This is a genomic window from Enterobacter cloacae complex sp. 402C9 (genome assembly GCF_050030745.1).
Lineage (GTDB): Bacteria > Pseudomonadota > Gammaproteobacteria > Enterobacterales > Enterobacteriaceae > Enterobacter > Enterobacter intestinihominis.
Window position 1 is genome coordinate 1,668,340 of the sequence record NZ_JBLGUW010000001.1, and the last position, 24,780, is coordinate 1,693,119.

The window sequence follows — 24,780 nt, forward strand, 5'->3', positions numbered from 1 at the left end:
AGCCTGCGCGATGCAGGCTTTTTTTATGGGTGCAGGTTACAGCACCGCGACAATGGCTTCGCACAGTGGCGCCATGTTGTCAGGCGTCATACCTGCAACGTTCACGCGGCCAGAGGCAACGGCATAGACGCCAAACTCTTCACGCAGGCGCAGCACCTGCTCTTTGGTCAGGCCGCTGAAGGAGAACATGCCGTTCTGCTTGATGATGAAGCTGAAGTCACGGTCGGCGCCTTTCTCAGCCAGCGTGTTCACAAACAGCAGACGCATGCGTTGAATGCGCTGACGCATATCGTTCAGCTCTTGTTCCCAGATTGCGCGCAGCGCATCGTTGCTCAGGATCGTCGCAACTACAGACGCACCGTGTGCCGGTGGGTTGGAGTAGTTAGCGCGGATCACGGACTTCATCTGGCTGAATGCGCGATCGACAGTTTGATCGTCAGCGGCCACCAGCGTACAGGCGCCGACACGCTCGTTATACAGACCAAAGTTCTTGGAATAGGAGCTTGCGACAATCAGCTCCTGATGGACGGCGGCGAATGCGCGCAGACCTTCAGCATCTTCTTCCAGACCACGGGCAAAGCCCTGGTAAGCGAAGTCGAACAGCGGCAGCCAGCCTTTTTCAACGGACAGCTTAGCCAGCTGTTCCCACTGTTCAAGCGTAGGATCGATACCAGTTGGGTTATGGCAGCAGCCATGGAACAGCACCACATCGCCCGCCTGGGCTTCGCTCAGGCTGGCCAGCAAACCATCGAAGTCCAGCGCATGGTTTGCCGCGTCATAGTAGGCGTATTCACGGACTTCCAGACCCGCAGAATTAAACACGCTCTTGTGGTTCGGCCAGCTTGGATTGCTTACCCAGACACGCTTCACAGAGGTGTTTTTCGCCAGGAAATCTGCCGCCACGCGCAGTGCGCCGGTACCGCCTGGGGTCTGCGCCGTGCGGGCGCGTTTTTCGCTCACAATGGTGCTGCCTTTGCCGAACAGCAGCTCCTGGGTGCAGCGACCAAATTCAGGGATACCATCAATACCGAGGTAGTTTTTGGTGGTTTCGTTTTCCAGCAGATACTGCTCAGCTTTTTTGACGCTGGTCAGTACCGGAGTTTTGCCGGTTTCATCTTTATATACACCAATACCCAGGTTGATTTTGCCAGGGCGGTCGTCGGCACGAAACAGATCGGCCAGGCCCAGAATTGGGTCGGCAGGAGCGGCAGTAATGTTCTCAAACATGACGAAGTTCCATTGTGATTACAGAAGTGAAATCCGCTATCAGGTTAACGGTAGATTTACAAAATGCCAACCGTTTGCGACGAAAAGCGTGCGGCTTTTCAAAAGTCGCTATTATTTTCTCTCGGGAATAAAAAAACAGGGCCGAAGCCCTGTTCATTAAGCATATAGCAACGATGTGTGCTGATTAGAACTGGTAAACCAGACCCAGAGCCACGATGTCGTCGTTGTTGATGCCCAGCTTGTTGTCGTCTTTCAGCTGGTTGATCTGATAGTCAACATAGGTAGACATGTTTTTGTTGAAGTAGTAGGTCGCACCGATATCAACGTAGTTGATGTAGTCTTCGTCACCGATACCTTCTACGTCTTTCGCTTTAGATTTGTAGTAAGCGATGGATGGACGCAGGCCGAAATCGAACTGGTACTGAGCGACAACAGAGAAGTCCTGAGACTTGTTAGCGAAACCACGGCTGCCCAGGCGCGCTGCGTTACGCATTTCGCCATAAATGGCTGCCAGGTAGATGTTGTTCGCGTCGTATTTCAGGCCGGTTGCCCACTGTTCAGCTTTGTCGCCTTCACCCCATTCCAGAGTCTGCTGGTTGTTGGTACGGTCAGCGGCGCCATAAGCACCGACAATGCCGAAGCCTTCGTAGTCATAGCTCAGAGAGGTCGCCCAGCCGTCGCCGTTGGAACGTACCGCGTCATCACGTTCATTTTTGCCCAGGTACTGAACACCAAAGTTCAGACCGTCAACCAGGCCGAAGAAGTTGCTGTTACGGTAAGTCGCCAGACCACCCGTACGGCCTGCGAAGAAGTTATCGCTCGCGCCGGTGTCGCCGCCGAACTCAGGCAGCATATCGGTGATGCCGATTGCGTCATAGACCAGACCGTAGTTACGACCGTAGTCGAAGGAGCCTGCGTCACCGAATTTCAGACCTGCGAATGCCAGACGGGTTTTGTTGCCGTTCTGCGCATCGCCGCCTTCAGAGTTGTTACCCTGGAAGTTGTATTCCCACTGACCGTAGCCAGTCAGCTGATCGTTGATCTGAGTTTCACCTTTGAAGCCCAGACGCGCGTAAGTGTTGTCGCCATCGTTGCCCGCGTAATCAGAGAAGTAATGCAGGCCAACTGCTTTCCCGTAAAGATCTAATTTGTTGCCGTCTTTGTTATAGATTTCAGCAGCGTTTGCTGCACCGGCTACCAGCAGGGCAGGGACTACCACTGCCAGGATATTGCGCTTCATCATTATTTATTACCCTCATTGGTTTTTTTATGACACTCGCCACTGCCGTCAATAAATTCTGTCAATAAATATTTCCGGAACTATTGATGAGAGTTAGGTGTCTTTATGTGTCTGACAGGCATCTTTCCATTCATAGAACCGTTTCGCTACATTGAAAGTGCTACAATCTTCAAGATTCAGTTACCAAAAGAAAATATGTGTAACTAAATATGTATTTTTGGGAACTTTGTGAAGCACCTCAAACTTCAGCGCGTTCTGGTGAATTAAACCTCCACTTTATTCTTATATATATGATTTCCTTATGTTTAATTTAGCTAAAGGTCTTTCGTATAAACAGAAGTTAAACGGCTCATTTTTTCTTATAATCGACAAAAGCCATCCAGATGGCTGTGAAAGTGGTTGTTTTTTGTGCTATTACGTAAGGATTGTATTAAGCGCAATAAGAATAGGGTTATTTTTTTGTCTAAGGATATTTCGTGGAAACAAAACGTAACAGGTAGAGGGAATTGCGGGGTTGTGGTGTATAGACGCTTACTTTTGACTGACGAAAACTGACATTGCAGGATAAAATAATGGCCAGCATTTGCTGGCCATTAATGATTTGGTCGGTTAGAAACTTGCGTTACGCGGTGTACGTGGGAACGGAATCACATCACGTACGTTCTGAACACCTGTTACGTAAGCAATCAGACGTTCGAAGCCCAGGCCAAAGCCAGAGTGCGGAACGGTGCCGTAACGACGGAGATCGCGATACCAGCTGTAGTCCGCCGGGTTCAGGCCCATCTCCTGCATACGCGCGTCCAGCACATCCAGGCGCTCTTCACGCTGGGAGCCACCGATGATCTCACCGATGCCCGGCGCCAGAACATCCATCGCGGCAACGGTTTTACCATCTTCGTTAAGGCGCATATAGAACGCCTTAATGTCTTTCGGATAGTTTTTCACCACAACCGGTGCTTTGAAGTGCTTCTCTGCCAGATAACGTTCATGCTCGGAGGAGAGATCCACGCCCCAGTAAACCGGGTTTTCGAATTTCTCACCGCATTTTTCCAGGATAGCGACCGCGTCGGTGTAATCCACCTGCGCGAAGTCTGCGGAGACGAAGCGTTCAAGACGGGCGATGGCGTCGTTATCGACACGCTCAGCGAAGAATTTCATGTCGTCTGCGCGTTCTTCGAGAACGGCTTTGAACACGTATTTCAGCATCGCTTCTGCCAGGCCAGCCACGTCATTCAGATCGGCAAAGGCGACTTCCGGCTCCAGCATCCAGAATTCCGCCAGGTGACGGCTGGTGTTAGAGTTTTCCGCACGGAAGGTTGGGCCGAAGGTGTAGATCTTAGACAGCGCACAGGCGTAGGTTTCGCCGTTGAGCTGGCCGGAAACCGTCAGGAAGGCTTCTTTACCAAAGAAGTCTTTGTCGTAATCGACTTTTCCTTCCGGCGTACGTGGCAGGTTTTCCATATCCAGCGTTGAAACGCGGAACATTTCACCTGCGCCTTCGGTATCGGATGCCGTGATCAGCGGAGTAGACACCCAGAAGTAACCCTGCTCGTCAAAGAATCGATGCAGCGCCTGCGCCAGCGTATGACGCACGCGCGCCACTGCACCAATAAGGTTGGTGCGCGGACGCAGGTGCGCAACTTCACGCAGATATTCGATGCTGTGACGCTTTGCAGCCATCGGATAGGTGTCCGGATCTTCAACCCAGCCGGTCACTTCCACCGAGGTCGCCTGAATTTCGTAGCTCTGACCCTGGCCCGGAGAGGCCACCACAACACCGGTGACGATCACGGAACAGCCGGTTGTCAGGTGCAGAACGTCATCATTGTAATTGGGCAGAGAATTATTAATGACGGCCTGTACAGGATCAAAGCAGGAACCGTCATAGACGGCGAGGAAGGAGATGCCAGCTTTAGAATCTCGGCGAGTACGCACCCATCCGCGCACGGTGACCTCCTGGTCAACGGCGACACGGCCCTGGAGTACGTCGGCTACAGGCACAACGCTCATAATATTCTCTCTGTTAATAGTCGGAAAAAATAAACACTTGTCCGCCCTGATAGGGGGGATATCTATGTTACCTGCCATCCGCTATCAGACAAGTAAATTTCACCGTCTTAAGAGAAGAAATAAGAAATTAATAAGAGAAGGGGAGCCATGAAGGCTCCCCCGAAGCCGTTAACTGGCTTTTTTAACCTGAGGCAGATCGAAGGCTTTACGTAATGCGCGGACAAACGCTTTGTCATGGCAGATGGTTTTGCCCGGGCTGTCGGAGAGCTTCGCGACCGGCTTACCGTTACATTCCACTAGCTTTATGACGATGTTCAGCGGTTTCACCTGGGGGATATCACAGGTTAAGCGCGTACCAATTCCGAAACTCAGGTTCACCCGCGATGAGAAGTGGCGATAAAGGTCGACGGCTTTCGCCAGGTCAAGGTTATCGGAGAAGACCAGCACCTTACTCATGGGATCGATACCCAGTTTTTCGTAATGGGCGATGGCTTTCTCACCCCATTCAACCGGGTCCCCGGAATCATGGCGCAAACCCTGGTAGCGTTCGGCAAACTCAGGGCCAAAGTCGCGCAGGAACGCGTCCATGGTAATGCAGTCGGTAAGGGCAATACCCAGCCGATCCGGGTATTCCTCAAGCCACGCGGCGAGGGCGGCGCGCTGGCTGTTGGCAAGGTCAGGGCTGATCTGCTGGTGCGCCTGGAACCATTCGTGCGCCTGGGTACCCATCGGCGTTAAATCAAGGCGACGCGCCAGATCGTAGTTACTGGTGCCAACGAACCACGGCTCCTGTTGCAGACGTCTGACAATGGCTTCCTGAACCTCGCGAGAGAAGCGGCGGCGCGTGCCAAAGTCCATCAGACGGAAGCGGGACATATCCAGCCCTTCTGTCAGTCTGGAAAACTCAACGAGTTTATTCTCCAGAGCAGCAACCGCCTGCGTTACACCGGTTTCAGGGGAGCGATAGCGGTGGGCCAGCTCGCTGATCACGGCCAGAAGCGGCACTTCCCACATGATCACTTCGCGCCACGGGCCGGTCAGACGAATGTCCAGCTTGCCGTTATCATTGGTGACGGTGACCTGTTCCGGCTTATAGCGGAACTCACGCAGCCAGTTCAGATAGTCCGCTTTAAAGAAAGGCAGGCCTGAAAGCCACTGATATTCGTCATCGGTGAGCGCCAGATGCTGCATGGCATCGACCTGTTCACGAATGGAATCTGCGTAGATACCCAGCAAGTCGTCACCCCGGCAGCGAAATTCCGCCGCAACATGAACATCATGATAGTGGTGAAACACGGCTTGCTGCATATGCAGCTTGTACGCGTCGGTATCCAGCAACGTATGCAGAACCGGAGAAGCGAATTGAGTCATAGGTGCGCTGTAGCATCCTCTCACGGGAGCGTTTAGTACAATAAACAACTCCGGAGTATACCCTGTTTAGTGATTTATTGAACCCCGATCACAACATAAGCACACTTTATGGTCGAGCGCATTTCGTGCCCCGTGTTATAAAAATGTAGCAAAAACGGCGTTGTGCCTGAAAAGATGAACATTCTGCATAGCGCGTTTTACACAACCGGAATATATTGAATCGTTACTCGACAAACGATGCATAAGGTTTTCTATGACACAACAGCCACAAGCTAAATACCGCCACGACTACCGTGCGCCGGATTACCTGATAAGCGATATCGATCTGACCTTCGACCTGGATGCCACAAAAACCGTCGTCACGGCGGTAAGCCAGGTGACGCGCCAGAGCGCGACAGCCGTGCCGCTGCGTCTGGATGGTGAAGACCTGACGCTGGTTTCCCTGCATATTAATGATGAAGCCTGGTCAGACTATAAAGAAGAAGGCAACCAGCTGGTCATCGACAACCTGCCGGAACGCTTTACCCTGCGCATCGTGAATGAAATCAGCCCTGCCGCCAATACCGCGCTGGAAGGGCTTTACCAGTCAGGCGTAGCCCTGTGCACCCAATGTGAAGCCGAAGGGTTCCGCCACATTACCTGGTATCTGGATCGCCCGGACGTCCTGGCGCGCTTTACCACCAAAATTATTGCCGACAAAACGCTGTACCCGTACCTGCTTTCCAACGGCAACCGGATTGGTGAAGGGGAACTGGAGAATGGCCGTCACTGGGTACAGTGGCAGGATCCGTTCCCTAAACCATGCTATCTGTTTGCGCTGGTGGCGGGCGATTTCGATGTTCTGCGCGACACCTTTAAAACGCGCTCTGGCCGTGAAGTCGCGCTGGAGCTGTTCGTGGACCGTGGCAACCTTGACCGCGCCCCGTGGGCCATGACTTCCCTCATCAACTCCATGAAGTGGGATGAAACGCGCTTTGGCCTCGAATATGACCTAGACATCTATATGATCGTTGCTGTCGATTTCTTCAATATGGGCGCGATGGAGAATAAAGGTCTTAACATCTTTAACTCTAAATACGTGCTGGCGCGTACCGATACCGCAACGGATAAAGATTACCTCGATATCGAACGCGTTATCGGCCACGAATATTTCCATAACTGGACCGGGAACCGCGTCACCTGCCGCGACTGGTTCCAGCTGAGCCTGAAAGAGGGCTTAACCGTCTTCCGCGATCAGGAGTTCAGCTCCGATCTGGGATCGCGGGCGGTGAACCGCATCAACAACGTGCGCACCATGCGTGGTCTGCAATTTGCAGAAGATGCCAGCCCAATGGCGCACCCGATCCGCCCGGATAAAGTCATTGAGATGAATAACTTCTACACCCTGACGGTGTATGAAAAAGGCGCTGAAATTATCCGTATGATCCACACCCTGCTGGGCGAAGAGAATTTCCAGAAAGGGATGCAGCTTTACTTTGAGCGTCACGACGGCAGTGCGGCCACCTGCGACGATTTTGTTCAGGCGATGGAAGACGTCTCTAACGTCGATCTGTCTCATTTCCGCCGCTGGTACAGCCAGGCCGGTACGCCGATTGTGACGGTCAAAGACGACTACAACCCGGAAACCGAGCAGTACACGCTGACCATCAGCCAGCGCACGCCGCCAACGGCGGAGCAGGAAGAGAAACATCCGCTGCACATTCCGTTCAGCGTTGAGCTGTACGACAACGAAGGCAACGTGATCCCGTTACAGAAGGGCGGCCACCCGGTGCATAACGTGCTGAACGTGACCCAGGCAGAGCAGACCTTTATCTTCGATAACGTCTATTTCCAGCCCGTTCCTGCCCTGCTGTGCGAATTCTCCGCGCCGGTGAAACTCGAATACAAGTGGAGCGATCAGCAACTGACGTTCCTGATGCGTCACGCGCGCAACGATTTCTCGCGCTGGGATGCGGCACAAAGTCTGCTGGCGACCTACATCAAGCTGAACGTCAACCGTTACCAGCAGGGCCAGCCGCTGACGCTGCCGGTTCATGTGGCAGACGCGTTCCGTGCCATCCTGCTGGATGAGAATATTGACCCGGCGCTGGCGGCTGAAATTTTGACGCTGCCGTCCGCGACTGAAATCGCCGAGCTGTTTGACATCATCGACCCCATTGCGATCGTCGCCGTGCGTGAAGCGCTGACCCGCACGCTGGCGACCGAACTGGCAGATGAGTTCCTCGCAATTTACAACGCCAACAAGCTGGACGCGTATCGGGTGGAACATGCGGATATCGGTAAACGTTCCCTGCGCAATACCTGCCTGCGCTATCTGGCGTTTGGTGAGGCAGAGCTGGCGAACACGCTGGTCAGCAAGCAGTACCACGAAGCCGATAACATGACGGATGCGCTGGCTGCGCTGGCCGCAAGCGTTGCCGCCGAGCTGCCGTGCCGCGATGCGCTTATGCAGGAGTACGACGACAAGTGGCATCAGGATGGTCTGGTAATGGACAAGTGGTTCATCCTTCAGGCCACCAGCCCGGCAGCCGATGCGCTCAGCAACGTACGTAGCCTGCTGAAGCACCGTTCGTTCACCATGAGCAACCCGAACCGCGTCCGCTCCCTGATTGGCGCGTTTGCCAGCAGCAACCCGGCCGCGTTCCATGCTGAAGACGGCAGCGGTTATCAGTTCATGGTTGAAATGCTGACCGAGCTGAACAGCCGTAACCCGCAGGTGGCGTCTCGTCTGATTGAGCCGCTGATCCGCCTGAAACGCTACGATGCGCAGCGTCAGGCGAAAATGCGTGCCGCACTTGAGCAGCTGAAAGGGCTGGAAAATTTGTCTGGCGATCTGTACGAGAAGATTACAAAGGCGCTGGCCTGATGTAAAAAAGCCCGGTGGCGCTTCGCTTACCGGGCCTACGATTTGCCCTTGCGCCGTGCTCCCTGTTGAAGAGGGCCGGGGTGAGGGCATCAGGCATTAGCCTTTATCCGCTGAATCTCCGCTTCTCCACGTTTCATCACTCTATCCAGCACTTCCGCCTCCAGCTCCGCCAGTCTGGCCGATCCCACCCGGCGAGGACGTGGAATATCCACCGTCAGATCCAGACCAATTTTACCCTCTTCTATTAACAGCACCCTGTCTGCCATTGCCACAGCTTCGCTTACGTCATGCGTCACCAGCAGCACCGTAAAGCCGTGCGTCTGCCAGAGGGTTTCAATCAGATCCTGCATCTCGATCCGCGTCAGGGCATCAAGCGCGCCGAGCGGTTCATCAAGCAGCAGCAGGCCGGGACGATGAATCAGCGCGCGTGCCAGGGCCACGCGCTGCTTTTGTCCACCCGACAGGGCCGCAGGCCACTCTCCCGCGCGATTCTCCAGCCCTACCGCGGCGAGTGCCTGCCGGGCGTCCTCCCGCCAGCTGCCCTTCAGGCCCAGCCCGACGTTATCCATCACCGTTTTCCACGGCAGCAGACGCGCGTCCTGAAACATCATGCGCGTATCATCCTGAATCGTGGACAGCGGCGTCGTGCCCGCCAGAATGTCACCACTGTTTGGCGCCTCCAGCCCGGCTAAAAGACGCAGCAGGGTACTCTTGCCGCCACCGCTGCGGCCAACAACGGCCACAAACTGTCCGGCAGGAATATGCAGATCCAGTGCATTCAGAATGGTGTTGTCGCCGTAGCGTTTGGTCACGCCGTTCAGCAGTAACGGTGTTCCCTGGTTCAGTCGTGCAGTATTCATGCTTTCGCCTCCTGAGCGGTGTAGGCCGGGTTCCAGCGCAGCCAGCTACGTTCCAGCCACTGGGCGCTGACGTCCGCAAGTTTGCCAAGCAGGGCATAAAGGATAATGGCAACCACCACCACGTCCGTTTGCAGGAACTCGCGGGCGTTCATCGCCAGATAACCAATGCCGGAGTTGGCCGAAATGGTTTCCGCCACGATCAGGGTTAGCCACATCAGGCCGAGCGCAAAACGCACCCCAACCATAATGGAGGGCAGGGCGCCCGGCAGGATCACATGGGTAAACAGGGCAAAACCTGACAGGCCATAGCTGCGGGCCATCTCAACCAGACCGCGATCGATATTGCGGATCCCATGCCAGGTATTGATATAAATCGGGAATAATGTTCCCAGCGCCACGAGAAAAATTTTGGCGCTCTCATCAATGCCAAACCACAGGATAACCAGCGGAATAAGCGCCAGATGCGGCACGTTACGCAGCATTTGAACGGAGGTATCCAGCAGCCGCTCACCCCAGCGGGACAGGCCGCTGATCAGCCCCAGCGTCAGGCCGATGCTCCCGCCAATCGAAAAGCCGATTACCGCGCGCCAGGAGCTGATGGCAAGATGTTGCCACAGCTCACCGCTGGCGCTTAGCGACCAGAACGCTTCCACAACGCCCTCCGGAGAGGGCAAAATACGGCTCGACAGCCAGCCAGTTGAAGACGCCAGTTGCCAGACGAGGACAATGCCGACGGGCAGAAACCACGGTGCGGCGCGCAGCAGCCATTTTTGTGCGGTTGAAGACATGGTGGCTCCTTAACTTTGCGCGACTTTTCTCGGGATAAACGCATTCGCCACGGCTTCGCCCTGCAACTGAAGCTGACGTGGCTGCGGAATTTCCGGGATAGCGACATCCAGGTGCGGGAAGAGCAGTTCACCCACCTTGTAGGCCTCCTCCAGATGCGGGTAGCCAGACAGGATAAAGCTGTCGATCCCCAGCGCCGCGTATTCATTAATGCGTGCCGCTACGGTTGGACCGTCGCCGACCAGCGCCGTACCGGCGCCGCCACGCACCAGACCCACCCCGGCCCACAGGTTCGGGCTGATCTCAAGATTTTCACGCTTGCCGTTGTGCAGGGAGGCCATTCGGTGTTGGCCCACTGAGTCGGTTTTGGCAAACGCCGCCTGTGCTTTGGCGATAGTGTCGTCGTCCAGATGAGCGATCAGACGGTCGGCGGCTTGCCAGGCCTCGTCGTTGGTTTCGCGTACGATCACGTGCAGGCGAATGCCGAAGCGCACCGTACGGCCATGTTCTGCGGCTTTGGCGCGTACCTGAGCAACTTTCTCTTTAACCAGCTCCGGTGGCTCGCCCCAGGTCAGATAGAGATCGACCTGCTCAGCCGCCAGCTCCTGCGCCACGTCCGACGATCCGCCGAAATAAAGGGGAGGGCGCGGCTGCTGTACCGGCGGGAAGTAGAGTTGCGCATCGCGAACGTGGATATGTTTTCCTTCGAAGGTGACGGTTTCCCCTTCCAGCAGACGTCGCCAGACGCGGGTGAACTCTGCGGAGGCTTCATAGCGCTCGGTATGATCGAGAAAAACGCCATCGCCCGCCAGCTCCTGCGGATCGCTGCCCGTCACCAGATTGAACAGCGCGCGGCCGTTGGAGAGCCTGTCCAGCGTTGCCGCCTGGCGTGCCGCGACGGTGGGCGACACCACGCTTGGGCGCAAGGCTACCAGGAATTTCAGGCGCTGGGTGACGGGGATCATCGACGCGGCAACCAGCCACGCGTCCTCACATGAACGGCCCGTCGGGATCAGCACCCCGGTAAAACCGATGCGGTCTGCCGCCTGGGCGATCTGCTGTAGATAGCCGTGATCGACCGGGCGGGCGCCTTCTTCTGTGCCAAGATAGTGTCCATCACCGTGGGTGGGTAAAAACCAGAAAAGATTCAGACTCATGATTTTTTTCCTTCAATGCCAGCGGGTTGCCAGATGCGTTCGCGAATATTCACCTGCTTTGGAACCAGGCGGTTTTGATAAAAGAGGTCTGCCGTTTGCTGCTGGAGGGCGGCAACGTGGGCGTCAACCGGCGCTATGGTGGTGGGAGGACGGTGGTCAAGATAGGTGGCGATCACCGGTTCAGGCAGGCCCATGGTTTTTGCCAGTAGCGTGATGCTCTGCTGACGCTGGCTTTGGGTCAGCGCATCGGCCTGAGAGAAGGTATCCAGCACCTGCTGAATAAATGCGCCATTTTTTTCAGCGTAAGGACGTGCCGCCAGGTAGAACGAACCGGTTTGTTTCAGGGGGGTGCCGTCTTTCAGCACCCGCACACCGCCCTGCAACAGTGCGGCGGAGTAGTACGGATCCCAGATAGCCCAGGCATCAACATTTTTTTGCTGAAACGCCGCGCGCGCATCGGCAGGCGTCAGGTAAACGGGCTGGATATCGGTGAATTTAAGGCCGGCCTCCCGCAACGCGCGCAGCAGCAGGTTGTGCGAGCTGGAACCTTTCTGGAAAGCAACCTTATGGCCTTTGAGATCGGCGACGCTTTTGAACTCGCTGTTCTCCGGCACCAAAATAACCTCTGCCTTCGGCTTGGCGGGCTCAACGCCAACGTAAACCAGATCCGCCCCGGCCGCCTGGGCAAAGATCGGCGGGATATCGCCGGTGCTGCCTAAATCAATACTCCCGACGTTCAGCGCCTCCAGCATCTGCGGTCCGGCAGGGAACTCGACCCATGAGAATTTGGTCTGCGGGAAACGTTTCTCCAGCAACGCATGGCTTTTCGCCAGCACCATGCTGACGCTGCCTTTCTGATAACCGATACGCAGGCTCTCCGGCGTTTTCTCCGCCGCCTGAGCCAGCGATGCCACTGCCAGCAGACCTGCCAGCCCGATACGGGTAACTGTTTTAAACATGCGCCACTCCTTGTGATTGATGAAATGCCGCCGCGTGGCGATCCCGACGATTAAGGGCGTGCCAGAAGGTTTCAAGCGCGCTGTCGAGGCGGGTTTGCAGATTCGGCGTGAAATGCGGTTTATGCTGGTAGTCGATTACCTGTGAGTCGTCAGCGAAGACGCCATGCAGGATCTCCTGCGCTTTCAGCGCGTTCAGAACCGGCTTGAGGGCATAATCCACCGCCAGTAAATGGGCTACCGTACCGCCTGTGGCCAGCGGCAGGACGACCTTACCGTCCAGCGCGCGCTCGGGTAGCAGATCGAGCAGCGTTTTCAGTGCACCGGAAAAAGAGGCTTTATAAATTGGTGTCGCGACGACCAACCCGTCAGCACGCTTAAGTTGTTCGATCAGGGTTTTCAGCGCCGGGCTGTCGAAACGGGCGTAGAGCAGATCTTCAGGCGCGAAATTGTGCAAATTCCAGTGACACACTTCGACATCCAGAGCATTAAGCTTTTCGCGAGCGTATTCCAGCAGTGCGCTGGATCGAGAGGGGAAGCGGGGGCTTCCGGCCAGGGTAATGACGCGCATGGTTGCTCCTTATAACTAATTGTTTGCTTTTATCTAACATTCATAACAATTTTCAGGAGTGTGACATTGCGTGGTTATTCCACTAAATGATTTATCCTCAGGATGAATGCAGAAAAAAGCATAAGAAGCGAACCGATAAGTAAACGATTGCGTTTTACATGGCTTTTTTTGCCACAGGTCAATTCCCTTTCCGGGCGGGATCGCACATAATCCCCTCCCGGTTTGCACACCGGGAATCCAGGAGAGTTCATGTACTACCCCTTCGTTCGTAAAGCCCTTTTCCAGCTCGATCCTGAGCGCGCTCATGAATTTACATTTCAGCAGTTACGTCGTATTACAGGAACGCCTCTGGCCGCGCTGGTGCGTCAAAACGTGCCGGAAAAACCTGTCCAATGCATGGGCCTGACGTTCAAAAATCCACTGGGCCTTGCGGCCGGTCTGGACAAAAATGGCGAATGCATTGATGCACTCGGCGCGATGGGCTTTGGCTCGATCGAAATCGGGACAGTGACGCCGCGTCCGCAGCCGGGAAATGACAAGCCACGTCTGTTCCGCCTGGTTGAAGCCGAGGGGCTGATCAACCGCATGGGCTTTAATAACCTTGGCGTCGATCATCTGGTTGAGAACGTTAAGAAAGCCCATTTTGATGGTGTGCTGGGTATTAATATTGGCAAAAATAAAGACACGCCAGTCGAGCAGGGTAAAGATGACTATCTGATTTGTATGGAAAAAGTCTATGCCTATGCCGGTTATATCGCGGTGAATATATCCTCGCCTAACACCCCAGGGCTGCGTTCATTACAATATGGCGAAGCGCTTGACGATCTTCTTAGCGCCATTAAAAATAAACAAACGGCACTACAGGCGATCCACCATAAATATGTTCCGGTCGCGGTCAAGATCGCCCCGGATCTTTCGGCAGAAGAATTGATCCAGGTTGCCGACAGTTTAGTTCGCCATAATATTGATGGTGTGATTGCGACCAATACAACGCTCGATCGCTCCCTCGTCCAGGGAATGAAAAACTGTGACGAAGCGGGTGGATTAAGTGGCCGTCCGGTACAATTAAAAAGCACCGAAATTATTCGCGCACTCTCCGCGGAATTAAAAGGCCAGCTGCCGATTATTGGCGTGGGTGGCATTGACTCCGTCATCGCTGCACGTGAGAAGATGGCGGCAGGGGCTTCACTGGTGCAAATTTATTCCGGCTTTATTTTTAAAGGGCCGCCATTGATTAAAGAAATTGTCACGCATATCTAATCTTTTCTCTTAATCAGACAACCAGGGCTTTATTTCCAGCCCTGGTTGTTTTATATTCCGTCATTGTTGCTTATTTAGACATTATAGTCTTTTATTACTAGTGTTATAAGCGAAGCGGCAAACAGGACATTTTTAGTACAGGACGTTTTGGGGACGGGAGAGAAACATGCGAATTAAACCTGACGATAACTGGCGCTGGTATTTTTGTGACGAGCATGACCGTATGATGCTCGACTTAGCCAATGGCATGTTGTTTCGCTCTCGTTTTGCGCGCCGAATGTTAACGCCAGACGCGTTTGCTCCCTCAGGCTTTTGCGTTGACGACGCTGCACTCTATTTCTCTTTTGAAGAAAAATGCCGCGACTTCAATCTCTCCAAAGAACAGCGCGCTGAACTGGTACTAAATGCGCTGGTGGCGATCCGTTTCCTGAAACCACAAATGCCGAAAAGCTGGCATTTCCTCGCGCACGGTATGAGCTGGACCCCGGCTATCGGCGATGCGGCCAGCGTTAATCTGAGCGACACCGAAGAAGAGGTGAATCTGCTGGTGGTTGAACCCGGTGAAAACGCTGCGCTCTGTTTGCTGGCCCAACCCGGCGTGACCATTGCCGGGCGAGTCATGCAGTTAGGTGATGCCATCAAAGTGATGAATGACAGGCTGAAGCCTCAGCTGCGCGTCGATTCCTTCAGCCTCGAACAGGCGGTTTAAGCTTCCAGCTGTACGGATGTTTTCGGTACACAGCTACAGCACAGGATCGTGCCGTCACTGCCAATCGCAGATTTCTTCAGGGCACTCACTTCACCATCGACCAGTTTAATGCGACAGCATCCGCAAATCCCCGCGCGACAGGAATAAGGTACGCGGATACCCGCCTGCTCCAGCTGTTCCAGTAGCACCTGCTGATTGTTACCACGAATAACTTTGCCTTCCCAGTGAATATCCACTGCGGAAGCGACGTTGGTGACAACGTCAACCATTTCTTCTTCCTGGCCTGCGCCGTACACTCTTGCAGGGCCGCGGGTAAGAATTTCGACCTCGTCGCCCACGCGGATTACGCCGCTGGAGCGGGGGATCAGGTTCTGGCCGAAGTCGACATCACCGTTATCCTGCGCGGTACGAAATGATTGCAAGGTTTTCAGCGGTTCGCCGGAAGGGTGTTTCTGGCCTTTCTCCGGGCTGACGGTGGTAAAAATACAGCGGCTGCACGGCTTCACGACATCAAAGATAACGCTGCCGATGCGGATCACTTTCCAGGTATCTTCATCCCAGGCATCCGCTCCGGTCACCACCAGATTCGGGCGAAACTGCTCCATCTGCACGCTGGCTTTGCAACGGGTTTGTAAATCACGCAGCGAGGCCTCGCTGGTCAGCAGGAAGGGAAAACCATCCGCAAAGGAGAGGGGAACCGCGTCGTGGCGTTTCACGCGACGAGTCAGCGCAGGCCCAACCCAGCGCAGCTGAACGTCACGTGAGAAAAAGCCGCTCAGCCACTGGTTAATGTTATCCGGCGCGATACGCGCGGTAAAATGATTGCCCCACACTTCCGTTGGCGCTTCAACCGGCGCAAAATCAGCAAAGCGGATCACGACGCTTGAACCGTCTGGCGCGGTCAAATGCAATCCGTCATGAAGCGGGGAAGGCGTAAAGCGAACCATCTGCGGGAACTGACGTGCGGTGATGAACGTACCGTCAGGCTCGGTGATCATAAAAATACGATCGAAGGCGAATCCGCTCATATCGGCCAGCGCGTGCGTCACGCCGATACCACGCATGGATTTCACCGGATGAATAAAAAGCCTGGATAACGTCGCCACTGCACACTCCCGCTAAATAAAATAAGCCTTCAACTTTATGACATACACGCCATATTAGCTATAATGCGCGACAATTTTCTATGAGTAAAAGTGACGATATGAATTCTCTGTTTGCCAGTACGGCCCGTGGGCTGGAAGAGCTGTTAAAAACTGAACTGGAAACCCTGGGCGCGAAAGAGTGCCAGGTGGTTCAGGGTGGTGTCCATTTTGAGGGCGACACGCGGCTTATTTACCAGAGCCTGATGTGGAGCCGTCTGGCGTCGCGCATCATGCTGCCGATGAAAGAGTGCAAGGTCTACAGCGATCTTGATCTCTACACCGGTGTACAGATGATCGACTGGACAGAGATCTTCACCCCGGACGCCACCTTTGCGGTGCATTTCAACGGCGTCAACGATGAGATCCGCAACAGCCAGTACGGTGCCCTGCGCGTCAAAGACGCCATTGTGGACTGCTTCACGCGTCGTAATAAAGAACGTCCGAACGTTGATCGTGAAAACCCGGATCTGCGTATCAACGTCTGGCTGAACGGCGACACTGCCAGTATTTCCCTGGATCTGAGCGGCGCAGGCCTGCATCTGCGCGGCTATCGCGATCGCACCGGCATGGCCCCAATCAAAGAGACACTGGCCGCCGCTATCGTGATGCGCTCCGGCTGGCAGCCGGGTACGCCGCTGCTCGATCCAATGTGCGGTTCCGGTACGCTGCTGATTGAAGCCGCGATGCTGGCCACCGACCGCGCGCCAGGGCTGCATCGTGGACAGTGGGGCTTCAAAGGCTGGGCGCAGCACGATGAAGCCCTCTGGAAAGAGGTCAAAGACGACGCGCAGACCCGTGCCCGTAAAGGGCTGGCGGAGTACACCTCTCACTTTTACGGTTCGGACAACGACCCACGGGTGATTGAACGCGCGCGCAGCAACGCCCGTCGTGCCGGTATCGGTGAGCTGGTGACCTTCGACGTCAAAGATGTGGCGAACCTGACCAATCCGCTGCCAAAAGGCCCGTACGGTACGGTGATCAGCAACCCGCCGTATGGTGAGCGTCTTGGCAGCGAGCCAGCGCTGATTGCGCTACACAGCCTGCTGGGCCGCAACATGAAAGCGCATTTCGGCGGCTGGAACCTCTCCCTGTTTAGCGCCTCGCCGGAGCTGCTGAGCTGCCTGCAATTACGTGCCGATCGCCAGTTCAAGGCGAAAAACGGCCCGCTGGACTGCGTGCAGAAAAACTACCATCTGGCAGAGATAGCAGCGGACAGCAAACCGTCTGGCGTGGCGGAAGATTATGCCAACCGTCTGCGCAAAAACCTGAAGAAATTTGAGAAGTGGGCGAAGCAGGAAGGCATCGAATGTTATCGCCTTTACGACGCTGACCTGCCGGAATACAACGTGGCGGTTGACCGCTATGCAGACTGGGTGGTGGTTCAGGAATACGCCCCGCCGAAAACCATTGATGCGCAAAAAGCGCGTCAGCGTATGCTGGATGTGATTGCGGCCACCATCGCCGTACTCGGCATTTCGCCAAACAAGCTGGTGCTGAAAACCCGTGAGCGTCAGAAAGGCAAAAACCAGTATCAGAAGATGGGCGAGAAGGGCGACTTCATCGAAGTGGGCGAATATAACGCGCGCCTGTGGGTTAACCTGACCGATTACCTTGATACCGGTCTGTTCCTCGATCACCGCATCGCCCGCCGCATGCTGGGCCAGATGAGTAAGGGCAAAGACTTCCTGAACCTGTTCTCCTATACCGGCAGCGCCAGCGTTCATGCAGGGCTTGGTGGGGCGCGTAGTACCACCACGGTCGATATGTCCCGTACTTATCTGGAGTGGGCAGAGCGCAACCTGCGTCTTAACGGCTTAACCGGTCGTCAGCATCGCCTGTTACAGGCCGACGTGCTGGGCTGGCTGCGCGATACCGACGAGCAGTTTGACCTTATCTTTATCGATCCGCCGACCTTCTCTAACTCCAAGCGTATGGAGGATAGCTTTGACGTTCAACGCGATCACCTGCGCCTGATGACCGACCTGAAGCGTCTGCTGCGTAAAGGCGGCACCATTATGTTCTCGAATAACAAGCGCGGATTCCGCATGGATCACGACGGCCTGGCCGAACTGGGACTTAAAGCACAAGAAATCAGCCAAAAAACGCTGTCTCAGGACTTTGCCCGTAACCGTCAAATCCACAACTGCTGGCTGATCTCCGCGGTCTGAAAGGAAAAATAAATGTCTTTAATTAGTATGCACGGCGCGTGGCTCTCTTTCAGCGACTCACCGCTTCTCGATAATGCAGAGCTGCATATCGAAGATAACGAGCGCGTCTGTCTGGTCGGCCGTAACGGCGCAGGTAAATCGACGCTGATGAAAATCCTCAACCGTGAGCAGGGGCTGGACGACGGCCGTATTGTTTACGAGCAGGATCTGGTCGTCTCTCGTCTGCAACAGGATCCGCCGCGTAACGTTACCGGCAGCGTGTACGATTTTGTGGCCGAAGGAATTTCAGAGCAGGCGGAATACCTCAAGCGCTACCACGAGATTTCGCATCTGGTCATGACCGACCCGAGCGACAAAAATCTCAACGAGCTGGCAAAAGTGCAGGAGATGCTCGATCACCATGGCCTGTGGCAGCTGGAAAACCGCATTAACGAAGTGCTGGCTCAGCTTGGCCTGGAAGCGGATATGGAGCTGTCGGCGCTCTCCGGCGGCTGGCTGCGTAAAGCCGCGCTGGGCCGTGCCCTGGTGAGCGGGCCCAGGGTACTGCTGCTGGACGAACCAACGAACCACCTGGATATCGAAGCAATTGACTGGCTGGAAGGGTTCCTGAAAACTTTCAATGGCACCATTATCTTCATCTCCCACGACCGTTCGTTCATCCGCAACATGGCCACGCGCATTGTCGACCTCGACCGCGGCAAGCTGGTGACCTATCCGGGCGATTACGATACCTATCTGCTGGAGAAAGAAGAGAACCTGCGCGTGGAAGAGCTGCAAAACGCCGAGTTCGACCGCAAGCTGGCGCAGGAAGAGGTATGGATCCGTCAGGGCATCAAGGCGCGTCGTACCCGTAATGAAGGCCGCGTTCGCGCCCTGAAGGCGATGCGCCGCGAACGTAGCGAACGCCGTGAAGTCATGGGTAGCGCCAAAATGCAGGTGGAAGAGGCGTCCCGCTCGGGCAAGATTGTCTTCGAAATGGAGAACGTGAATTATTCGGTTGACGGCAAAGTGCTGGTGAACGATTTCTCCGCACAGGTTCAGCGTGGCGACAAAATTGCGCTTATTGGTCCAAACGGCTGCGGCAAAACCACGCTGCTGAAACTGATGCTGGGCCAGTTGCAGGCAGACAGCGGTCGTATTCACTGTGGTACCAAGCTGGAAGTAGCGTACTTTGACCAGCATCGCGCAGAGCTGGATCCGGACCGTACGGTGATGGACAACCTCGCTGAGGGCAAACAGGAGGTAATGGTTAACGGCAAGCCGCGTCACGTGTTGGGCTACCTTCAGGACTTCCTGTTCCACCCGAAACGCGCCCTGACGCCTGTGCGCGCGCTGTCCGGCGGTGAGCGTAACCGTCTTTTACTGGCGCGCCTGTTCCTGAAACCCAGTAACTTACTGATTCTCGATGAACCGACGAACGATCTGGATGTCGAAACGCTGGAACTGCTGGAAGAGTTGATTGATGGCTATCAGGGAACCGTGATGCTGGTCAGCCACGATCGTCAATTTGTCGATAACACCGTGACCGAGTGCTGGATCTTCGAAGGCGAAGGACGTATCGGTCAATATGTGGGCGGCTATCATGACGCGCGTGGACAGCAATCGCAGTCGCTGGCGCAAAAACAGGCGAAGACCAAAAATGTCGCTGAACCTGTTGTTGTGAAAGCAGAAACTGTCAAAAAGTCTCCTGCTAAAATGAGCTATAACTTGCAGCGCGAGCTGGAAGGGCTGCCGCAGCGTCTGGAAGAGCTGGAAGCGGCACTGGAAGCACTGCAAATTCAGGTCGCTGATGCGTCATTCTTTACGCAGCCTCACGACTATACTCAGAAAGTATTGGCTGAACTCTCCCAGGCCGAGCAGGCGCTGGAAGAGGCATTTGAGCGCTGGGAGTACCTTGAGTCTCTGAAAAACGGCGCATAAACAGGGATAATCTATGTGTGACCAGCACCATGCCGATCGGCATATTTTATGCTCGCAATGCGATATGCTCGTGGCGTTGCCAGAGCTTGGTCACGGTCATAAGGCTGCCTGCCCGCGCTGCGGAGCTACGCTGACGACCGAGTGGGACGCGCCAAGGCAGCGTCCTACGGCTTACGCGCTGGCAGCCCTGTTCATGTTACTACTCTCCAATCTCTTCCCTTTCATCTCTATGAAAGTGGGCGGGATGGTAAGCCAGGTGGAGTTACTGGAAATTCCAGGCGTGATGTTCTCGGAAGATTACGCCAGCCTTGGCACCTTCTTTCTTCTGTTCGTGCAGATAGTCCCGGCTTTTTGCCTGGTCGTCATTCTGCTATTGGTCAATCGCGTCAGGATGCCCACCGCCCTTAAAATCAAACTCGCGCGGATCCTGTTCCAGCTGAAAAGCTGGGGGATGGCGGAAATTTTTCTGGCGGGTATCCTGGTCAGCTTCGTGAAGCTGATGGCCTACGGCGATGTGGGGATTGGCAGCAGCTTTATTCCGTGGTGTCTGTATTGCGTGCTGCAACTGCGCGCTTTCCAGTGCGTGGACCGACGCTGGACCTGGGACGATATTGCCCCGGCACCGACGCTCTCGCAGACGGTAAAGGTGGGCGTACCGGGTATCCGTCAGGGGCTGCGCTCCTGCTCCTGCTGCACCGCCGTGCTGCCCGCGGATGTCGAGGTGTGTCCCCGCTGTGAAACCAAAGGTCACGTCCGACGCAAAAATAGCCTGCAATGGACCATGGCGCTGCTGGTGACCTCTGTCATGCTTTATCTGCCCGCCAATATTTTGCCGATCATGATCACCGATCTGCTCGGCGACAGAATGCCCTCGACCATCCTTGCCGGGGTGATTTTGCTGTGGAGCGAAGGGTCATACCCTGTTGCAGGCGTCATATTTCTCGCCAGCATTATGGTTCCGACCTTAAAGATGATTGCCATTGCCTGGCTTTGCTGGGATGCAAAAGGGCACGGTAAGCGTGACAGTGAGCGCATGCATCTGATTTATGAGGTCGTGGAATTTGTTGGCCGTTGGTCGATGATTGACGTGTTCGTGATTGCGGTTCTCTCAGCGCTGGTGCGTATGGGTGGGCTGATGAGTATTTATCCCGCTATGGGAGCGCTGATGTTTGCTTTGGTCGTCATTATGACCATGTTTGCGGCCATGACCTTCGACCCTCGTTTATCGTGGGATCGTGAGCCCGATTCAAGCCATGAGGAAGAGTAAGAGCATGGAAAATAAGAGTGGAGAGGCTAAAGTGCAGAAGGTCAGAAACTGGTCGCCGGTGTGGATTTTCCCCATCGTGACCGCGCTGATCGGTGCATGGATCCTGTTTTATCATTACAGCCATCAGGGACCGGAAGTCACGCTAATTACCACCAATGCAGAGGGAATTGAGGGCGGAAAAACCACCATCAAGAGCCGCAGCGTGGATGTGGGTGTCGTGGAAAGCGCGACCCTGACGGATGATTTAACCCATGTTGAAATTAAGGCCCGCCTGAATGCTGGCATGGAAAAACTGCTCCATGAAGATTCCGTTTTTTGGGTGGTGAAACCGCAGGTCGGAAGAGAAGGGATCAGCGGCTTAGGGACGCTATTGTCAGGGGCTTACATTGAACTCCAGCCCGGCAATAAAGGCGCCCAGCCAGCAAACTATCAGTTGCTGGATTCACCGCCGCTTGCGCCACCGGATGCAAAAGGGATCCGCGTCATTCTGGACAGCAAAAAAGCGGGCCAGCTCTCGCCGGGCGATCCGGTGCTGTTCCGTGGGTATCGTGTCGGTTCGGTTGAAACGAGCACCTTCGATCCGCAAAAACGGACCATCAGCTATCAGCTATTTATCAATGCGCCTAATGACCGACTGGTGACCAGTAACGTTCGTTTCTGGAAAGACAGTGGGATCGCTGTGGATCTCACCTCTGCGGGGATGCGCGTTGAGATGGGTTCACTCACCACGCTGTTTGGTGGGGGCGTCAGTTTTGACGTGCCGGAAGGTATAGATCTGGGACAACCGGTGGCGGAAAAAACCGCGTTCAGACTGTTTGACGATCAAAAAAGCATTCAGGATGCGCTCTATACCGATCACATCGATTATCTGATGTTCTTTAAGGACTCTGTACGCGGCTTGCAGCCAGGAGCGCCAGTTGAGTTCCGCGGTATCCGTCTGGGTACAGTGGGGCAAGTGCCTTACTTTGTTCCGGGACTCAAGCAAATGCTTGATGATGATTATCGTATTCCGGTGCTGATACGCATTGAGCCTGAGCGTTTAATTAACCAGATTGGTGAGGATCAGGATATTGGGGAGCATATCAGCGACCTGATGAATCGCGGTCTGCGTGGCTCGCTGAAAACCGGCAACCTGGTGACAGGGGCGTTGTATGTCGATATGGACTTCTATCCAAAAGCGCCACCTATGACGGGAGTCCGTGAATTTGGCGGCTACAAAATCATTCCTACGGTCAGCAGTGGCCTGGCGCAGATCCAACAGCGTCTGATGGAAACGCTGGATAAGATCAACAATCTGCCGCTGAATCCAATGCTTGAGGCTGCGACGGGATCACTGCATCAGAGCCAGGCGACGATGCAACGTCTACAAACTACCCTGGATAATATCAACAAGATCACGGCCAACCAGTCCATGCAGCAACTGCCGCAGGATATGCAGAAAACGTTGCGTGAACTGAATCGCAGTATGCAGGGCTTCCAGCCGGGCTCAGCGGCCTACAACAAGATGGTGGCGGATATGCAACGTCTTGATCAGGTTTTACGCGAGCTACAGCCCGTTCTGAAAACGCTCAATGAAAAGAGCAACGCGCTGGTGTTTGAAGCGAAAGATAAAAAGGATCCTGAGCCTAAGAGGGCGAAACAATGAAAAAATGGCTAATCATCGCAGGCGCACTGGTATTAACGGCCTGTAGCTCTGGAAGCGATAACAAAAGCTACTACCAGCTGCCGTTAAGCGCGCAGTCGGGGGCGCAGAGCAGTGCCTCGCAGGGCAGCCGTCTGCTGTGGGTTGAGCAGGTTGCCGTGCCAGATTACCTGGCGGGCAACGGGGTGGTCTACCAGACCAGCGATGTGCAGTACGTAATCGCCAACAATAACCTGTGGGCCAGCCCGCTGGATCAGCAGCTACGCAATACGCTGGTGGCGAATCTGAGCAGCCAGCTCCCCGGTTGGGTCGTTGCCTCGCAGCCTCTGGGAAGCGATCAGGACACTCTGAATGTTAACGTGACGGGATTCCATGGCCGCTATGATGGTGCCGTTGTTATCAGCGGGGAGTGGCTGCTGAATCACCAGGGTCAGCTGATTAAGCGTCCTTTCCATCTTGAACTCAAGCAGCAGAAAGATGGCTATGACGAAATGGTGAAAGTACTTGCGCAGGGATGGGCACAGGAGTCGGCTACTATAGCAAGAGAGATTTCCCGCCTGCCATAAGTAAAATTCATCGACGAAAGCCGCACTCAGCTTCTTGCTGATTGCGGCTTTTTTTTCGTTTTACGTTCAGGTTGTTACTTGTCCCGCATCACACTTTTTGTACAAACGATCTTCCATGTAGCTCACAAATATGACACCCGTATGAATTTTGAACGTTGACGCTGACGCAGATTCGGGGTATTCGTTAACTGTGCTTGCACATATTGCAACCACTGTTTTCTTTCCACCAGACAAAAGAATGAGGGAAACGAGGCATGAAGAGACAGAAACGAGATCGCCTGGAAAGGGCTCATCAACGTGGTTATCAGGCTGGCATCGCCGGACGTTCTAAAGAAATGTGTCCCTATCAGGCCCTGAATCAAAGGTCCCAATGGCTAGGGGGCTGGCGAGAAGCCATCGGAGACAGGGCAGTACTTGCTTGATACCGTCTCTTTAAAAAGAAACCTCCGCAATGCGGAGGTTTCGCCTTTCTGGAAGGGGCTAAAAGCCGTTATCAGAAAGCGGAGGTATCCTGGAACAGACCCACTTTCAGGTCGTTCGCGGTATAGATCAGACGACCATCAACCAGCACTTCACCGTCCGCCAGGCCCATAATCAGACGGCGGTTAACGATGCGTTTGAAATGGATACGGTAGGTGACTTTCTTCGCGGTAGGCAGAACCTGACCGGTGAATTTCACTTCGCCTACGCCCAGCGCACGGCCTTTGCCTTCACCGCCAAGCCAGCCCAGATAGAAGCCAACCAGCTGCCACATAGCATCGAGGCCCAGGCAGCCAGGCATTACCGGATCGCCAATAAAGTGGCAACCGAAGAACCACAGGTCCGGGTTGATATCGAGTTCTGCTTCTACGTAACCCTTATCAAAGTTGCCGCCGGTTTCGGTCATTTTCACGACACGGTCCATCATCAGCATATTTGGGGCTGGTAACTGCGGGCCTTTCGCGCCAAACAGTTCACCGCGACCAGAGGCAAGAAGGTCTTCTTTAGTATAGGATTCGCGTTTATCTACCATGTTCTCAGTAAGCCTTATTTTAGTGAAGGACGCAGGATAGCTAACAC

20 protein-coding genes are annotated in these 24,780 nt (G+C 54.7%); 9 read left to right on the plus strand and 11 right to left on the minus strand.

Going from position 1 to position 24,780, the window contains the following annotated elements:
• Nucleotides 1-36 precede the first annotated feature (36 nt).
• The 4 genes from ACQG1K_RS07875 to pncB form a co-directional block, all read right to left on the minus strand.
• A complete protein-coding gene (locus tag ACQG1K_RS07875) occupies nucleotides 37-1,227 on the minus strand; it encodes an amino acid aminotransferase (protein WP_023299734.1) in 1,191 nt (396 codons plus the stop codon).
• A gap of 184 nt (nucleotides 1,228-1,411) precedes the next feature.
• Nucleotides 1,412-2,470: a porin OmpF gene (ompF, locus tag ACQG1K_RS07880; RefSeq protein WP_022647640.1), complete on the minus strand. Its 1,059-nt coding sequence runs from the start codon at nucleotides 2,468-2,470 to the stop codon at nucleotides 1,412-1,414.
• Nucleotides 2,471-3,076: 606 nt separating this feature from the next.
• Entirely contained in the window at nucleotides 3,077-4,477 is a 1,401-nt protein-coding gene (gene asnS / locus ACQG1K_RS07885) for an asparagine--tRNA ligase (protein ID WP_003858191.1), read from the minus strand.
• Nucleotides 4,478-4,645: 168 nt separating this feature from the next.
• Entirely contained in the window at nucleotides 4,646-5,848 is a 1,203-nt protein-coding gene (gene pncB, locus ACQG1K_RS07890) for a nicotinate phosphoribosyltransferase (RefSeq protein WP_023299736.1), read from the minus strand.
• 253 nt (nucleotides 5,849-6,101) lie between these two features.
• Here pncB and pepN point away from each other — a divergent pair, with 253 nt between their 5' ends.
• Entirely contained in the window at nucleotides 6,102-8,714 is a 2,613-nt protein-coding gene (gene pepN / locus ACQG1K_RS07895; protein ID WP_367074728.1) for an aminopeptidase N, read from the plus strand.
• Between the two features lie 89 nt (nucleotides 8,715-8,803).
• On the opposite strand, the gene ssuB is transcribed toward pepN, so the two are convergent.
• Genes ssuB through ssuE form a run of 5 tightly spaced genes read right to left on the minus strand, consistent with a single transcriptional unit; the run spans nucleotide 8,804 to nucleotide 13,044 of the window.
• Nucleotides 8,804-9,574: an aliphatic sulfonates ABC transporter ATP-binding protein gene (gene ssuB / locus ACQG1K_RS07900; protein ID WP_022647644.1), complete on the minus strand. Its 771-nt coding sequence runs from the start codon at nucleotides 9,572-9,574 to the stop codon at nucleotides 8,804-8,806.
• Entirely contained in the window at nucleotides 9,571-10,362 is a 792-nt protein-coding gene (gene ssuC / locus ACQG1K_RS07905) for an aliphatic sulfonate ABC transporter permease SsuC (RefSeq protein WP_023299738.1), read from the minus strand. Before ssuC ends, ssuB begins: the two co-directional genes overlap by 4 nt.
• 9 nt (nucleotides 10,363-10,371) lie before the next feature.
• Complete coding sequence (gene ssuD, locus ACQG1K_RS07910; RefSeq protein WP_038415787.1) at nucleotides 10,372-11,517, minus strand: FMNH2-dependent alkanesulfonate monooxygenase; 1,146 nt, start codon at nucleotides 11,515-11,517, stop codon at nucleotides 10,372-10,374.
• Nucleotides 11,514-12,476 (minus strand): sulfonate ABC transporter substrate-binding protein, encoded by a 963-nt coding sequence (locus ACQG1K_RS07915; RefSeq protein ID WP_367074731.1) that lies wholly within the window; start codon nucleotides 12,474-12,476, stop codon nucleotides 11,514-11,516. The genes ssuD and ACQG1K_RS07915 overlap by 4 nt, the downstream gene beginning before the upstream one ends.
• A complete protein-coding gene (gene ssuE, locus ACQG1K_RS07920; RefSeq protein ID WP_022647647.1) occupies nucleotides 12,469-13,044 on the minus strand; it encodes an NADPH-dependent FMN reductase in 576 nt (191 codons plus the stop codon). The genes ACQG1K_RS07915 and ssuE overlap by 8 nt, the downstream gene beginning before the upstream one ends.
• Nucleotides 13,045-13,293: 249 nt before the next feature.
• Between ssuE and pyrD the strand changes: the two genes are divergently transcribed.
• Nucleotides 13,294-14,304, plus strand: a complete 1,011-nt coding sequence (gene pyrD, locus ACQG1K_RS07925; RefSeq protein WP_015570907.1) for a quinone-dependent dihydroorotate dehydrogenase — start codon at nucleotides 13,294-13,296, stop codon at nucleotides 14,302-14,304.
• 166 nt (nucleotides 14,305-14,470) lie between these two features.
• A complete protein-coding gene (gene zapC / locus ACQG1K_RS07930; RefSeq protein WP_023299740.1) occupies nucleotides 14,471-15,013 on the plus strand; it encodes a cell division protein ZapC in 543 nt (180 codons plus the stop codon).
• Here zapC and ACQG1K_RS07935 read toward each other — a convergent pair.
• Entirely contained in the window at nucleotides 15,010-16,119 is a 1,110-nt protein-coding gene (locus ACQG1K_RS07935; protein WP_022647649.1) for a YcbX family protein, read from the minus strand. The two genes, zapC and ACQG1K_RS07935, sit on opposite strands and share 4 nt — an antisense overlap.
• Nucleotides 16,120-16,217: 98 nt before the next feature.
• Here ACQG1K_RS07935 and rlmKL point away from each other — a divergent pair, with 98 nt between their 5' ends.
• From rlmKL to rmf, 6 genes are all read left to right on the plus strand, one after another.
• Complete coding sequence (gene rlmKL, locus ACQG1K_RS07940; protein ID WP_032671569.1) at nucleotides 16,218-18,326, plus strand: bifunctional 23S rRNA (guanine(2069)-N(7))-methyltransferase RlmK/23S rRNA (guanine(2445)-N(2))-methyltransferase RlmL; 2,109 nt, start codon at nucleotides 16,218-16,220, stop codon at nucleotides 18,324-18,326.
• Nucleotides 18,327-18,338: 12 nt separating this feature from the next.
• A complete protein-coding gene (locus ACQG1K_RS07945; protein WP_022647651.1) occupies nucleotides 18,339-20,246 on the plus strand; it encodes an ABC transporter ATP-binding protein in 1,908 nt (635 codons plus the stop codon).
• Between the two features lie 13 nt (nucleotides 20,247-20,259).
• Nucleotides 20,260-21,513, plus strand: coding sequence for a membrane integrity-associated transporter subunit PqiA (gene pqiA, locus ACQG1K_RS07950; RefSeq protein WP_022647652.1), 1,254 nt, complete (start codon nucleotides 20,260-20,262; stop codon nucleotides 21,511-21,513).
• Nucleotides 21,514-21,517: 4 nt separating this feature from the next.
• The gene (gene pqiB / locus ACQG1K_RS07955; protein ID WP_022647653.1) at nucleotides 21,518-23,158 is read left to right on the plus strand and encodes an intermembrane transport protein PqiB; all 1,641 of its coding nucleotides are present in this window, start codon (nucleotides 21,518-21,520) and stop codon (nucleotides 23,156-23,158) included.
• Nucleotides 23,155-23,721, plus strand: coding sequence for a membrane integrity-associated transporter subunit PqiC (gene pqiC / locus ACQG1K_RS07960; protein WP_022647654.1), 567 nt, complete (start codon nucleotides 23,155-23,157; stop codon nucleotides 23,719-23,721). The genes pqiB and pqiC overlap by 4 nt, the downstream gene beginning before the upstream one ends.
• Before the next feature lie 254 nt (nucleotides 23,722-23,975).
• Nucleotides 23,976-24,143 carry a ribosome modulation factor gene (gene rmf / locus ACQG1K_RS07965; protein ID WP_003858162.1) on the plus strand — a complete coding sequence of 56 codons (168 nt, stop codon included), beginning with the start codon at nucleotides 23,976-23,978 and terminating at the stop codon, nucleotides 24,141-24,143.
• 71 nt (nucleotides 24,144-24,214) lie between these two features.
• On the opposite strand, the gene fabA is transcribed toward rmf, so the two are convergent.
• Complete coding sequence (gene fabA, locus ACQG1K_RS07970) at nucleotides 24,215-24,733, minus strand: bifunctional 3-hydroxydecanoyl-ACP dehydratase/trans-2-decenoyl-ACP isomerase (RefSeq protein ID WP_000227926.1); 519 nt, start codon at nucleotides 24,731-24,733, stop codon at nucleotides 24,215-24,217.
• Nucleotides 24,734-24,780 lie beyond the last annotated feature (47 nt).

Bases quoted from the DNA above. Each gene is read 5' to 3' on its own strand.
- ACQG1K_RS07875 (WP_023299734.1), bottom strand. From the start codon at position 1,227: ATGTTTGAGAACATTACTGCCGCTCCTGCCGACCCAATTCTGGGCCTG.
- ompF (WP_022647640.1), bottom strand. From the start codon at position 2,470: ATGATGAAGCGCAATATCCTGGCAGTGGTAGTCCCTGCCCTGCTGGTA.
- asnS (WP_003858191.1), bottom strand. From the start codon at position 4,477: ATGAGCGTTGTGCCTGTAGCCGACGTACTCCAGGGCCGTGTCGCCGTT.
- pncB (WP_023299736.1), bottom strand. From the start codon at position 5,848: ATGACTCAATTCGCTTCTCCGGTTCTGCATACGTTGCTGGATACCGAC.
- pepN (WP_367074728.1), top strand. From the start codon at position 6,102: ATGACACAACAGCCACAAGCTAAATACCGCCACGACTACCGTGCGCCG.
- ssuB (WP_022647644.1), bottom strand. From the start codon at position 9,574: ATGAATACTGCACGACTGAACCAGGGAACACCGTTACTGCTGAACGGC.
- ssuC (WP_023299738.1), bottom strand. From the start codon at position 10,362: ATGTCTTCAACCGCACAAAAATGGCTGCTGCGCGCCGCACCGTGGTTT.
- ssuD (WP_038415787.1), bottom strand. From the start codon at position 11,517: ATGAGTCTGAATCTTTTCTGGTTTTTACCCACCCACGGTGATGGACAC.
- ACQG1K_RS07915 (WP_367074731.1), bottom strand. From the start codon at position 12,476: ATGTTTAAAACAGTTACCCGTATCGGGCTGGCAGGTCTGCTGGCAGTG.
- ssuE (WP_022647647.1), bottom strand. From the start codon at position 13,044: ATGCGCGTCATTACCCTGGCCGGAAGCCCCCGCTTCCCCTCTCGATCC.
- pyrD (WP_015570907.1), top strand. From the start codon at position 13,294: ATGTACTACCCCTTCGTTCGTAAAGCCCTTTTCCAGCTCGATCCTGAG.
- zapC (WP_023299740.1), top strand. From the start codon at position 14,471: ATGCGAATTAAACCTGACGATAACTGGCGCTGGTATTTTTGTGACGAG.
- rlmKL (WP_032671569.1), top strand. From the start codon at position 16,218: ATGAATTCTCTGTTTGCCAGTACGGCCCGTGGGCTGGAAGAGCTGTTA.
- ACQG1K_RS07945 (WP_022647651.1), top strand. From the start codon at position 18,339: ATGTCTTTAATTAGTATGCACGGCGCGTGGCTCTCTTTCAGCGACTCA.
- pqiA (WP_022647652.1), top strand. From the start codon at position 20,260: ATGTGTGACCAGCACCATGCCGATCGGCATATTTTATGCTCGCAATGC.
- pqiB (WP_022647653.1), top strand. From the start codon at position 21,518: ATGGAAAATAAGAGTGGAGAGGCTAAAGTGCAGAAGGTCAGAAACTGG.
- pqiC (WP_022647654.1), top strand. From the start codon at position 23,155: ATGAAAAAATGGCTAATCATCGCAGGCGCACTGGTATTAACGGCCTGT.
- rmf (WP_003858162.1), top strand. From the start codon at position 23,976: ATGAAGAGACAGAAACGAGATCGCCTGGAAAGGGCTCATCAACGTGGT.
- fabA (WP_000227926.1), bottom strand. From the start codon at position 24,733: ATGGTAGATAAACGCGAATCCTATACTAAAGAAGACCTTCTTGCCTCT.